This is a genomic window from Candidatus Latescibacter sp. IFSED24 (assembly GCF_058273205.1).
Genome location: NZ_CM177850.1, coordinates 2,215,249 through 2,227,868, shown reverse-complemented (window position 1 = coordinate 2,227,868; position 12,620 = coordinate 2,215,249). Strand labels below are relative to the sequence as shown.

The 12,620-nt window shown below is 68.8% G+C and carries 10 protein-coding genes; 5 read left to right on the top strand and 5 right to left on the bottom strand.

Annotated features, from left to right (window positions below; translation table 11 throughout):
• Window positions 1–4: 4 nt before the first annotated feature.
• The 4 genes from IFSED24_RS08950 to IFSED24_RS08935 all read left to right on the top strand — a co-directional run bounded on the left by IFSED24_RS08950 (window position 5) and on the right by IFSED24_RS08935 (window position 6,659).
• Window positions 5–1,858 carry an ABC transporter ATP-binding protein gene (locus IFSED24_RS08950; protein WP_491334877.1) on the top strand — a complete coding sequence of 618 codons (1,854 nt, stop codon included), beginning with the start codon at window positions 5–7 and terminating at the stop codon, window positions 1,856–1,858.
• Window positions 1,859–1,860: 2 nt separating this feature from the next.
• Window positions 1,861–2,994, top strand: a complete 1,134-nt coding sequence (locus tag IFSED24_RS08945) for a glycosyltransferase (protein WP_491334876.1) — start codon at window positions 1,861–1,863, stop codon at window positions 2,992–2,994.
• A 78-nt stretch (window positions 2,995–3,072) separates the two neighbouring features.
• On the top strand, window positions 3,073–6,012 hold the full coding sequence (locus IFSED24_RS08940) for a hypothetical protein (protein WP_491334875.1): 2,940 nt from the start codon (window positions 3,073–3,075) through the stop codon (window positions 6,010–6,012).
• Window positions 6,013–6,092: 80 nt separating this feature from the next.
• Entirely contained in the window at window positions 6,093–6,659 is a 567-nt protein-coding gene (locus IFSED24_RS08935; RefSeq protein ID WP_491334874.1) for a hypothetical protein, read from the top strand.
• 75 nt (window positions 6,660–6,734) lie between these two features.
• On the opposite strand, the gene IFSED24_RS08930 is transcribed toward IFSED24_RS08935, so the two are convergent.
• The 4 genes from IFSED24_RS08930 to IFSED24_RS08915 form a co-directional block, all read right to left on the bottom strand.
• Window positions 6,735–7,448, bottom strand: coding sequence for an HAD family hydrolase (locus IFSED24_RS08930; protein WP_491334873.1), 714 nt, complete (start codon window positions 7,446–7,448; stop codon window positions 6,735–6,737).
• The gene (locus IFSED24_RS08925; protein ID WP_491334872.1) at window positions 7,445–7,678 is read right to left on the bottom strand and encodes a SelT/SelW/SelH family (seleno)protein; all 234 of its coding nucleotides are present in this window, start codon (window positions 7,676–7,678) and stop codon (window positions 7,445–7,447) included. Before IFSED24_RS08925 ends, IFSED24_RS08930 begins: the two co-directional genes overlap by 4 nt.
• A gap of 35 nt (window positions 7,679–7,713) precedes the next feature.
• On the bottom strand, window positions 7,714–8,889 hold the full coding sequence (locus IFSED24_RS08920; protein ID WP_491334871.1) for a zinc-binding dehydrogenase: 1,176 nt from the start codon (window positions 8,887–8,889) through the stop codon (window positions 7,714–7,716).
• Window positions 8,890–8,999: 110 nt separating this feature from the next.
• Window positions 9,000–10,157: a ParA family protein gene (locus IFSED24_RS08915; RefSeq protein ID WP_491334870.1), complete on the bottom strand. Its 1,158-nt coding sequence runs from the start codon at window positions 10,155–10,157 to the stop codon at window positions 9,000–9,002.
• A gap of 282 nt (window positions 10,158–10,439) precedes the next feature.
• Here IFSED24_RS08915 and IFSED24_RS08910 point away from each other — a divergent pair, with 282 nt between their 5' ends.
• The gene (locus IFSED24_RS08910; RefSeq protein ID WP_491334869.1) at window positions 10,440–10,916 is read left to right on the top strand and encodes an ACT domain-containing protein; all 477 of its coding nucleotides are present in this window, start codon (window positions 10,440–10,442) and stop codon (window positions 10,914–10,916) included.
• Between the two features lie 15 nt (window positions 10,917–10,931).
• Here IFSED24_RS08910 and IFSED24_RS08905 read toward each other — a convergent pair whose 3' ends face one another.
• The gene (locus tag IFSED24_RS08905; RefSeq protein WP_491334868.1) at window positions 10,932–12,605 is read right to left on the bottom strand and encodes a uridine kinase family protein; all 1,674 of its coding nucleotides are present in this window, start codon (window positions 12,603–12,605) and stop codon (window positions 10,932–10,934) included.
• Between the last annotated feature and the right edge of the window lie 15 nt (window positions 12,606–12,620).

The window sequence follows — 12,620 nt, the reverse complement described above, 5'->3', positions numbered from 1 at the left end:
ATCCTTGGACACCTACCTCCGCATGCTCCGTCGCATCCGGCCCTACCTGCCCCAGGTGGTGGCCTCGGTGGTGCTGACCTTCCTGTTCGCCGTGGTCACCAGCCTGAGCATCCTGCTGGTGATGCCCATGCTCAAGGCGCTCTTCAGTTCGGGGGAGGCCCAGGAAACCGCAGCGGTGGCCGGCGGCATGCTCGAGGGCGTCCAGGATTTCGGCGTCAAGGCGCGCCTCGACCAGCTCTACCGGAGTTTCGAGGCCTGGTTGCTCCAGGGTGAACCGCTGCAGGCGTTGCAGCGGGTGGTGGTGGCGGTGGTGGCGGCCTTCTTCCTCAAGAACATCCTGGCCTACCTGAGCACCCTCCTGACCCACTGGATCGGCCTGCGCCTGATCAAGGACCTGCGCGACGACGTCTTCGCCAAGTTCCTCGACCTCCCCCTGGGCTTCTTCCACCACCATCGCGCCGGCGAGCTGATCAGCCGCGCCACCAACGACGTCCAGATCGCCAACAAGACCATCAACGTCAGTTTCACCAACCTGGTGCGCGACCCCGCCCAGATCGTCGGCTTCCTGGCGATCTGCCTCTGGGTCAGCTGGCAGCTCACGCTCATGGCGCTGCTGGTGCTGCCCTTGAGCCTGGTGGTGATCGTGACCATCGGCAAGCACCTGCGCCGCTACAGCCATCGCCAGCAGGAACGGCTGGCCGACCTCACGAGCGTGCTGCAGGAGACGGTCTACGGGATCCGCGTGGTCAAGGCCTTCGCCATGGAGCAGTTCGAGAACCGCAAGTTCCTGCGCGAGAGCGAACGGGTCTTCCGGGAGATGTTCAAGATCGCCCGCATGCAGCGGCTCAGTTCGCCGCTGTCCGAGCAGCTCTCAGCGCTGGTCGGCGCAGTGATCCTCTGGTACGGCGGCCGCGTGGTCTTCGTCGAGCAGAACCTGGATCCCGCGGCGTTTTTGACCTTCCTGACCGCGCTCTTCTCCATGGTCCATCCCATCAAGGAGCTGAGCCAGGTCAACAACGGGATCCAGGAGGGCATGGCCGCGGCCGACCGTCTCTTCGAGATCCTCGACACGCCGTCCGAGACCGACGGCGATGGCGAGGTGGCGGATCTACCGGCCGTGCGCGGCCGCGTGGAGTTCCAGGGCGTGGATTTCTCCTACCTGCCCGGGGAACCGGTCCTGCGCGGGATCGACCTGATGGCCGAGCCGGGCGAGGTGATCGCGCTGGTGGGCAGCAGCGGCGCGGGCAAGTCCACGCTGGTCGACCTCATCCCGCGGTTCTACGACCCCCAGGCGGGCCGGGTGCTCATCGACGGCCACGACGTGCGCTCGGTCTCGCTGGCCTCGCTGCGCCGCAGCCTGGGCATCGTCACCCAGGAAGTGATCCTCTTCAACGACACCGTGCGCAACAACATCGCCTACGGGCTGGGGGAGGTCGCCCAGGAGCAGGTGGAGGCCGCCGCCCGCGCCGCCAACTGCCACGATTTCATCGCCCGCATGCCCCAGGGCTACGACACCCTCATCGGCGACCGCGGCACCAAGCTCTCGGGTGGCCAGCGCCAGCGTCTGAGCATCGCCCGCGCCATCCTCAAGAACCCGCCCATCCTGATCCTCGACGAGGCCACCAGCGCGCTCGACACCGAGAGCGAGCAGCTGGTCCAGGAGGCCATCGACCGCCTGGTCCGCGACCGCACCACCTTCGTCATCGCCCACCGCCTGAGCACCATCCGCTCGGCCGACCGCATCTACGCGCTCCGTTCCGGCCGCATCGTCGAGGCGGGCAGCCACGACCAGCTGCTGGCCGCCGGCGGCGTCTACGCCGACCTCTACCACCTGCAGTTCCGCAGCCAGGAGGGCTGACCGTGCCCGCCGGCCTGCTCGTCGTGAACACCAGCGAGAGCTGGGGCGGCAACGAGCACTGGGCGGTGCGCGTGGCCCGCGGAATGGCCGACCGCGGCCTGCGGGTCCGCTTCGCCTGGAGCAGCGACGTGGTGGGCCAGCGGGTGGCCGCCGCCGGTCTCGACGGCGTCCGGATCCGGCTCCGCGGCGATGGGGATCTGCGCGGCCTGCTGCGCCTGCGCGAGGAAATGGTCCGGATCCGTGCCGGCTCCGTGCTGCTGACCCGCTGGCGCGAGTACCTGCTCGGCGGCCTGGCGGCGCGGGTGGCCGGGCGGCCGCGGGTCGTCATGGGGCTCGGGCTGAAGATCGTGCCGCGCGAGGACCTCAAGCGCCGCCTGGTGTTCACCCTGGCCGACCGCGTGCTGGTCAACGCCCCGGAGATCCGCGACGCGCTCTGCACGCGCCCCTGGATCCGGCCCGACCGCATCGACGTGGTGATCAACGGGGTCGACCTGGACCGCTGGCTGCCCCGCTGGCACCCGGGCCAGGACGAACTCGGGGCGCGCTTCCGGGCCGAGCACGGCCTCGCCATGGCGGCACCCCTGCTGGTCACCGTGGGCAACCTCACCGCACAGAAGGACCACGCCAACCTGGTGGCCGCCTGCGATCATCTACGCCGGCAATTTCCTGGCCTGCAGGCGGTGATCCTGGGCGAGGGGATGCTGCGCGCGCCACTCGAGCGCGAGATCCGCGACCGTGGTCTGCAGGAGGAGGTCCGGCTCCTGGGGTTCGCCGCCGATGTCCGGCCGGCACTGGCGGCGGCCGACCTCTTCGTGTTGCCCTCGCACAACGAGGGCATGGCCTGGGTGCTCATGGAAGCGGCCGCCAGCGGCCTGCCCATCGTGACGACCGACGTGTCGGGGGCACGGACCTGTGTCGCTGATGGGGCCACCGGCCTCGTGGTGCCGACGCGCGATCCGGAGGCGCTGGCGGCGGCCATGGCCCGGATCCTCGCCGATCCGGAGACGGCGCGCCGCATGGGGCGCGAGGGCCGCCGGCTGGCCGAGCATCGCTTCGATGCCCGGCGCATGCTGGATCAGACCGCGGCCGTTCTGCTGGGCGCGGAGCGACCCGCGGTGGGCTTGCGGGGTGCTTGACCGGACCGATTCGGACTCAACTTTTTGATCGCTCGGCCGATAACGGTCAGGAAGAAGATTCCTTGCCGAAAGGTCGTCATGGCGGTCATCGAACAGCTTGTCTTCGGATCTCGACAAGATGGCGCGAGTGGACGGACGGTCCTGGGCACGTCGCCCGGGCTGGCGGCGAGCTGCGTGGAGGAAGTGGTCCGTCTGTGCGAGAGCTGGGGGGCGATCCCCGACGGGGGACTGCGGCAGCCGGCGCTGCTCTCGTTTCCCCTGGTGAACGCCCTGCCGAAACTGCCTGGCAACCTCTACACCGTGATCCGTATCGCGCCGGGCCTCAAGCCCATCTTCCACGCCCTCATCCTGAACCAGCGCGATTTTCAGAGTTTCGACCTCAACCCGTTCACGCTGGCCCAGGAAGACGTCTTCCTGTCCAGCTGGAAGGCCGGGCAAGCGCTCCGGCAGCTGGAGGTCGTACCGGGCTCGCTGGCGCCGTTGGTCTCGCCGCCGCCGGGCCGGGCCGACGTTGGTTTCGTCGACGAGGCGCTGCGCCAGATGCTGGGCAACCAGCGGCTCCTGCTGCCCCTGGAACGGGCGAGTCGCGACAGTGATCGTTTCCTGGCCCTGGTCATCGCCAGCCTACCGCGGACCATGCGGCTGGACCTGCGCTTCGCCTCGTGGGCCCCGAGCGGGACCAACCGCTATTCGCTGGCGGCGACGTTCAAGGAATCGGCGCTCTTCACCGCCTGGAATCCCTTCCTTCAGACCTGCGTGCTCGGCCAACTCGACCCCTCGTGCGAGGAGTATCTCGACGATGTCCGCACCAGCCTGAAGGACGGCGATCTGACCGGCCTCGAACGGCTCAGCAGCACTTCCCGGGTGGACTTGAGCGGGAGCCCGACGGGCGGGTCCCGGCCGCGTCCTCTCAATTTCACCGCCTCGGTGGATGCACGGTCGGCGGCGCGCATGAAGGCCAAGGCCGAGCGCAAGCCGGCGCAGACGTCCGGGTTGCGTCCCGGTCTCAGTGGCAAGCGCCCGCGCCCGCAGGTCAACAGCCCGTACAAGCTCAACAGCAAGTCCCCCGCCACGGCCCCGCGCCGACGCGCCCGCCCCGTGCCGCGGCGGCGCAGCGGCCGCACGCGTCGGGGATTCTCGGTGGTCCTGACCCTGGCCGTCATCGTCGCCGGCGCCTATTACCTCTGGACTTCGGGCCACTGGACCCGCCTGCCCGGCCTGGCCACCGGCGACGTGCGCCTGCAGACCGATCCCCGTCACGGCGTGGTGGATGTCGCGGCGCTTTATCGGGTTGCCGTGCGCGGCGTGGGCGAGGCCTCCGTGACGGGCCTGCAGTCCCATGACGGTTCGCAGCGGCGGCGGGGCCTGGAGATGTTGCACCAGGCTGGCCAGCTGCTGACGGTGCAGGGGCACGACTATCTCGAACAATCCGACCAGACCCTCGATGGGGTCGAGCTGAACGGGGTCGCCCCGGCCCCGGCGGGCGCTCTGCATGCCCGCGGCCGGGTCCTGGCGCGCGAGTTGCGCCGCCTGGCCCTGGCCCGGGTGTCGCTGGGCGAGGCGGTCGACTGGCACGACCTCTCGGATCTGGACGACCGCGCCATCCAGGCGCGCTTCGACTCGCTGCTGGCCCAGCGGCATCGGTTCGGGACCCTCGAACCCGGCCTCGCCGAGGTGGATCGCTTGCTCCAGGGCGTGGACGTGTCCGTGCGTCAGGTGGGCGGCCTGGCCCAGCTCGAGGAACTGCTGGCCGCCGACCGCTGGGATCCGACGTGGACCTCGCGCTGCGAGTCCGCCATCGACGATCTGGGCAGCGTGCGGCAGGCCACGGCGCGGCGCCTGCGTCGGGATGCCGTGGCGCTGGTCCGGCTCAAGCGTGCCGAGCATGCCACTGATCTGGGTTCCCAGGCGTTCGTCGAGCGCTACACGTCCGATCACTGGGCCTCGGCCGCGGTGCTCGATGTGCTACCCAGCCTGCAGGCCTGTCTACGCGATCGGCCGCCTGGCGAGGTGGCGCCGCTGATCCGCGCCACCGCCACCTTCTATGCCGACCTCATGGCGGCCCTGGCGCCCGCGGTGAGCGAGGATGCCCTGAGCACCCTCATCGGACGATTGGCAACCAACCGGGTGGTGGGCTTCGACCCCGCCATGTACGCCGACCACGTGGCTCGCCTCAGCTTCCAGTTGCTCGAGCGGTCGGCGGAATCCGGCCTGTCCCCGGAGGACCTGCCGCCCCAGCTGCGTGCCCAGATCGATGTCCGCGAGGCGTTGACCTTCCTGGCGGCCCGTCAGGCCGAGGCCCCGGCGACCACCTGGCAACAACTGGGGGTCACGCTGAACGATCCTTTCCTCTCGCGTTGGTCGAACCACCAGGCCCGGGCGTTGACGGCCGACCTGGAACGCCAGCGGGCCGAGTTCGCCGTGGATCTGGGCCGCCTGCGGCAGCAGCGCGACCTGCTCTTGCAGATGTCCGCGGCGGGTGGCAACTGCAGCCCGCTCTGGCAGGTTCTAAGCCGCGAGGCCGATCGGGTGTGCGCCCGTTACCGCGGCGCTTTCCCGCCGGGGAGCGTGGAAGCGGACAACTGGCAACGCGTGGCCGCCCTGGCCGATGTGCTGGGCCAGCCTCCGGCGCTGTCGCTGGCAGGGGTCACGGTCCGCCTCGATCAGGAGCTGGCGACCGCCCCGCGCCAGGTAGTGGTGGAACTGGTGGCCGGTACGGAGGAACCCCTGCGGACCGAGCCTCTGGACCTGGGGCCCGCCGCACCGGCGGGCAGTGGCTGGGTCGGTACCAGCCAGCTGGACTGGACGCGCGATCTGGCGCCCGGCACCCCGCTCGAGGTGCGGATCCTGGACGCCGCGGACGGTCGCGAACTCGCCCGCCTGGTCTGCACCGGCTGGCTCGAGGACTGGACACCTCGGCAGCTGAGCGGCCTCTCGTCGGAGCATGGTGTGCGGGTGTCCTGGCGTCTGGCCAACTCGTTCTGGGGCCATCTCGAGCTGCCCGAACTCGAATCCTGAACCTCGCCTGCAACTTCCGGCAACCGGCCAGCGTATACGGACTCATTCGTCCATGCGCCCCAGGATCCGGAGGTCGTGTCATGTTCCGAGCACCGCTATCGCCCCGCCCCGTCGCCCTCGCCGCGATCCTCGCCCTGACCCTGGTCGCGAGCTTCGGCGGCCGTGCGCTGGCCGACACCGACGACCGTCTGATCGTCCTGAGCCATGGCGATCAGGAGGCGACCATCACCCTCGATGGCAGCTGGCTGGAGGTGGTGGCCCGGGATGGCAGCGACGTATCGGTGCATGGTTTCGATTTCTCGGAGCTGGGGCTGCTGATCGATGATGCGCTCGACGGTGCGTTCGATGGCCTCTCGGTGGCCCTGGACGACCTCCGCCACGAGGACATCTCCATCACCATCGACGACGATCAGACCATGGTCTTCAACCATGGCGACGCGGTGCACCAGTACGACCTGGCCGAGGTCTCCCGGTTCGTCGAGACCACGCTGGCCGAGGTGATGGCGGATCTCGAGTGGGAACTCGAGGGACTCTCTGATGTTCACGAACACACCGAGCAGAGCGAGGAAGCAGAACTCCGGGCAGAGATCGACAACCTGAGGGCGGAGATCGACCGTCTCCGTGACGACCTGCAACGTCTCCGCTGACACCCTGGTCCTGGAGTGCTCGACGGCCGCTGGAGAGATCCGGCGGCCGTCTGCTTGTGTCAGGGTGGCGTGCGATCAGCCGCGTGCGGCGCGCCGCGAACCGGTGCTCAGCGGGAGGTCCAGCAGGTCGCTGAGGCGGTCGATGCGCCAGTCGGCGCTCGCCAGTTCCTCGTCGCTGCCGAAGCCGAAATTGCAGCCCACGGTGTGCGCACCCAGAGCCTGGCCGGCCTCGATGTCGTGGACCCGGTCGCCCACCACCACCACCTGCTCGTAGCCCTGGGCCAGGTAGCGGACCATGCCGCGCTTGTGTCGGGCGAGACGCCGGCGCAGCGCATATTCCAGCGAGAGAGCGCGGCCGAAGAACCGATCGAGGTTGTGGACCTCGATGACGGCCTGGAAGTAGGGTTCGCTGGCGTTGCTGAACAGCGCGAGGTCGTGCCCCTGCTGGCGTAACGCGGCCAGGGTCTCTTCAGCGCCCTCGTAGAGGTGGGAGTCGCCGCGGCGCAGCGAAGCGACCTCGCAGCGGGTCGACTGCACCTCGAACTCGGCGGCGAAGGGGTCGTGGAGGTCGGCGGGGACGGTGGCGGGGTCGAAGGCGGTGCGGAAATAGGCGCTGGTGGGCAAGCCGATGGCCAGGGCGATGCGCTCGCGATCGGGTTCGGGCACGGGCAGCTGGAAATGCTCGTAGGTGGCCCGCAACCCCTCGGCCACGGCATCGATCACGGCCAGGCGACCATCCATGAGTGTGCCGTCGGTGTCGAAGATGACCACGGACTGGGCAGACTTCATGAGGACTCCTCGTGCTCGGCCAGGGCGGCGAGGATCTCGTCGTCCTCGGGGAACCGTCCCAGGGCCTGCTTGGAGAATAACAGAACGTCGTCGGCCGTCACCTCGAAAACACCGCCGCTGCCGGCCACCAGCTCGACCTCGTGCCCCTGGTGCTCACGGATCAGGGCAGCCAGACTGGCCGCCCGGGGCTCGTAGTTTCAGACGCGGCAATACTCGATGCTCACCTTCACGAGTGCCTCCTGGCGCGGTCCGGGACCTGCCCGGATCAGAACTGGATCAGCGGCTTGGGCCAGGCCGCCAGCACGTTCTCGAAACTCTCGGGCGTGAAGTCCTCGATGTGCACCACGGCGTCCTCGCCACCGCCCAGGATCACGTCGTGGATGCGGTCCTGGATGCCGTTGGTGCGGTCCTCGAGCAGGTTGCGGGTGGTGTACCAGTCACCGAAGATACGCCGGCCGATGACCGAGTGCAGCGCGACCCCGTTGACGATCATGCGGTCCATGGCCTGGATCCGGAAGTTGCCCTGCTTCAGACCGAACAGGATAACGTCACCGCCGCGCCGCGTCGACTGAATAGCATTGTTCACGCTGGTGTTGAAACCAGCCATCTCGAGGCACACGTCGGCGCCGATCCCGCCGAAGGCCGCACGCACCTGGTCCACCAGTTCCTTGTCGGCGCTCCAGCCGTTCTTGGCGCTGCGCTGGAAATCCAGGGGGATGACGTCATCGGCTCCGAGCTGCCTGGCCATCTCGATGTTCTTGGGCAGGGGTTCGATCCCGATCACCCGGGTGGCGCCCAGCGCGCGCGCGACCATGATCGCGAAGAGCCCGATGGTCCCGCAGCCGAACACGGCCACCGTCTTGCCGCGCAGGTCGGCGGCGGAGGCCGCGTGTACGGCGTTCCCGAACGGTTCCTGGAGGGCGGCCACCTTCAGCCTGATCTTGCGCGGGTCGGTGGGCCAGAGCGTCTGGGCGGGGAGCTTGAGGTACTCGGCGAAGCAGCCGTCCTGGCCGATGCCGATGATGATGTCGTCGGCGCAGATATGGGTCTGGCCGATGCGGCACTGGTAGCAGACCCCGCAGATGATGTGGCTCTCGGTGGAGACGATGTCCTTCGGCCGGTAGCCGAATTTCTGGGCCGCCCGCGGTCCCACCTCCACCAGCTCGCCCACCATCTCGTGACCGATGACACGGACGGTCTGTTGCTGCCGCTTGAGGCTCTCGAAGATCATTCCCTTGAATGCGTTGCGATTCCAGATGCCACGATCGCTCCCGCAGAAACCGGCGTAGATCACCTTGACGATGACCCGGTCGGCATCCGCGGGGTCGGTGTCGGGCGCGAGGACGGGACGGGTCACCGCTCGCTTCTCGAAGCCGCGGGTCTGGTCCCAGGGCATGGAGGACTTGTCGTAGACGAGGGCGTGCATCTGGTCGGGATTCAAGGGTGGACCTCCGGGACGATGGCCGGGAAACGTGTCGGGCCCTGCACCGTGGCAGGGCCCAAAAGTAGATCAACGAGCGGATCCGGGCAAACTCCGGCTGGCGGGAGCGGTCAGTTCAATCGACCGCCACGGCGCCAGTCCTCGTCCTCGGATTCCTCTTCGGCCAGGAGATCGTCGAGCGAGACCATCTCGGGTCCCGAGAGTTCACTGGACTGGGGGGCGCTGGGCAGTTCCAGGGCTCCGCTGGCGCGCAGGTCGCCGAGCAGCCGATCGAGCCCGCCCGCGAGTCCGAGGTGCGGACGCTCGGCCTGGGCCGAGGGCTCGACCTGGCGGGCGCGCAGGGGTTCTCCGCGCCACGCGCCGTCGCTGGACAGCGGCTGGTCGGCCTCGACCTCGCCGGATGGCAGGCTCAGGCCCTCCCGCTCGCGATAGCGGGCCATGAGCTCGTCGGCCAGGTTGAAGTAGGCCCGGCTGCCGTTGCTGCGGCGGTCGTAGATCACGCTGGGCTTGCCGCGCAGCGCCATCTCGCTCAGACGCGTGGTGCGCGGCACCGTGGTGTCCAGGAGCACCGGCCCGAACTCCTCGGCGACCTTGGCCGACACGTGCCGCCCCATGCGAGTGCGCTCGTTGAGCATGGTCAGGAAGATGCCCTCGAGCTCGGGGCCCGCGAGGATCTCGCCGCCGTGCGCCTCGTTGAAGGTGTCCAGGGCGCCCAGGAGCGCTCCCAGCGAGTCCCGGCAGAGTTCCTCGGCCTGGACCGGCACCAGCACGCCATCGGAGGCCGACAGTGCCGCCCGGGTGGGCGAGCCCAGGTTGGGGGGGCAGTCGATGATGATGGTGTCGTAGAGGTTGCGGGCCCGGTCCACCTGCTGGATGAACACGTCTGGCCGCTCTGCGAGCAGGCTCATCAGGCGTTCTTCCTCCCCGAGGTCGCGCACGCGCGACGAAGCGAAGAAGAGGTCCTTGAGCGGGCTGTTATGGGCGAGGTTCGTCAGGGCCAGATCTTGGTCATAGAGGTCGAGCAGGCCGCCGTCGAGGTCTTCCGGGCCGCAGCCCAGGGTGCGCGCCACTCCGCACTGCGGGTCGATGCCGATGACCAGGACGGTGTGCCCGGACAGGGCGAAAGCCGCGCCCAGATTCACCGCCGAGGTTGTCTTGCCAACGCCGCCCTTGCGGCTGACCACGCTCAGGACGCGGGCTGAGAGGGTGTTCCAGGGGGTGCGGCGCTTGGGGGTGCTGGAGTCGTGGGAAGGGCAGGCGTGCTCCATCGTTGCCTCTCCTTGGGACCGGTGATGAGCGAATGAATTTGATGGGCCTCGATCTGCCGGGGCACTGTATACGATTCGTGAAGGCTGCTTCAATCCCTAAAATCGCTCTTTGGACAAAAAATCGTTCCAGAATAAAGAAAGTCCTGAGGGCGTGGTAGCCTCCGCGTCCCTCGCTGCGGGATCCGGGACGAATAGACGCCGGAAATTTGAACCCGGGCCGGTGACGACACATATTAGCCACACGCATGGATCCCCGAAGACCCCGGAAGGAGCAGCCGCCACATGACCGGTAAGATCGCAGTCGGCGGCATCACCAGGACCGACGATCTGGTGCTGGTGCGCGTGCTCGGCGTCCGCTCGGGCTCCCGCTTCGCGGGCCGAACCCTCAACACCCTGGGCAAGGCGAGCATCAACATCGTCTGCTGCGCCACCTTCAGCGACGATCGCGACCGGCAGAACCTCGGCCTGGCCATCCATCGCAAGGACCTGGACCAGGCGCTGGGATTGCTGCAGGACATCCGCGAGGAGATCGGCGCCGAGCGGATCGAGGTGCGCCGGCGGTGCAGCGCCATCGCGGTGTACGGGCCGCAGTTCTCCTCGAGCCCGGCCATCGGCGGGCGCATCTTCGAGGCGACCGACCAGGCCGGTGTCGCGGTGCAGATGATCAGCACCTCGTTCACCACGGTGGCCTTCATCGTCGACACCGATGGTGCCGAACTGGCGCTGTCGGGGTTGCGCGAGGCCTTCGTGACGCCCTAGCCGGGCCGTCCGACGTCAGTACTGGAAACCGCTTCCCCCCACGAACTCGCGCAGCAGCGACGTCGGCGGCACCACGCCCGCGTCGATGGGCAGCAACGTGGCCAGCAGGTCGATCAGGCTGCGGGCCGTGCCGTAGTTGCGATCGTCGATGGTGACGGCGGCCAGGCGCGGCTCGGCCCAGAGCTTGAGCACGCTGAGCTCGTAGGCCAGGCCCGAGTTGAAGAAGATGTCGGCCTCGTTCTGGAAGGGGAAGATGTGCTTCTCCTCGCCGGCGCGGACCTTGGGCCAGCGCGCGAGGGTGTCGCTGGCGGTGTAGCCGCGGAACTGGGCGTCGCGGACGATGCGCCGGAAGAGACGCGTGCGCGAGGTCCGGATGTAGCTGGTGTTGTCGATGTTCATGTGGCAGAGCGCCGAGACGTAGGCGAGCAGCTTGTGGCGCTTGTCGATGGCCGAGGTCAGGCGCGGGTTCAGCGCGTGGATGCCCTCGACGATGAGCGGCTGGCCGCGCTGCACCCGGGTGGTCTCCTCGCGCAGGCGACTGGTGCCGGACTGGAAGTCGTAGACCGGCAGGTGGACGGGCTCCCCGGCCATCAGCAACTGCAGGTGCTCGTTGAACAGGTCGAGCCGGATGGCGCCGAGAGCCTCGTAGTCGTAGTCGCCGTCGGGGCTGCGGGGGGTGGCCTCACGGTCGACGAAGTAGTCGTCGAGGCTCAACGCGAACGGCTTGAAGCCCAGGACCCGCAGCTGGACGCTGAGGCGCTTGGCGAACGTGGTCTTGCCGCTGCTGGAAGGGCCGGCCACCAGGACCAGGCGGCCGTCGTCGGGCAATTGGGCCACCTGGTCGGCGGCCTCGACGAAAACGCGCGAATGGCGGGCCTCGCAGAGCTGCACCAGGTCGGGCACGCGGCCGGTCACCACGAGGCGGTTGAGGTGTCCGATGTCGTGGAGCTCCTGGTCCACGAGCCAGTCGGCGTACGAGCGCATGGTGTGCAGCAGCTTGGGCTGGCTCACCGGATCGAGCAGCTTCTCGGGAGCGCCGGCGGGGCCGGTCTGCAGGAGGAAGCCCGGCGCCTCGGGGACCAGCCGGAAGGCGCGCACGAAGCCGGTGGACGGCAGCTGGCGGCCGTAGAAGAGGTGGTCGGTGCCCTGCAGACGGTAGAGCTTGAGCGAGTCGCGGCGGAGGTACTGGGCCAGGTGGGTCTCGGCCTTCTTGCCGCGCGCCCGTGCGGCGCGGATCAGCGAGCGGATCCCGTAGACGTTGGGGACGATCGGCAGGTCGGCGGCCACCAGGTCGCGCATCCGTCGCTCGATGGCGGCGATCTCGTCGGGACCGAGGTCCTGCTCCAATCCGGTCAGGCGGCAGTACACGCCGCGGCCGTAGCTGAACTCCATGCGCAGCTCGGCGCCCGGGAAGAGCTGCTCGCAGGCGGCGGTGAGGATGAAGGCGACGGTTCGCTGGATCGTGGGGGCGGTGCGCCGCTCGCGCAGCCGGTAGCAGTGGACCTGGTCCTCGGCGGTGAGGGTCTCGTAGAGGTCGGTCCGGCGACCGTTGATCGAGACCATGGCCACCGGGTCGGTGGCGCTGGATTCCACCAGCCCCTTGTCGCGCAGGAGGTCGAGGAGCGCCTGGCCCGGGACGAATTCCTGTTGCCGGCCGTCGATCTCCACCCAGTTGCCCTGTCCCGTCATCGTCGTCCTCCAGTC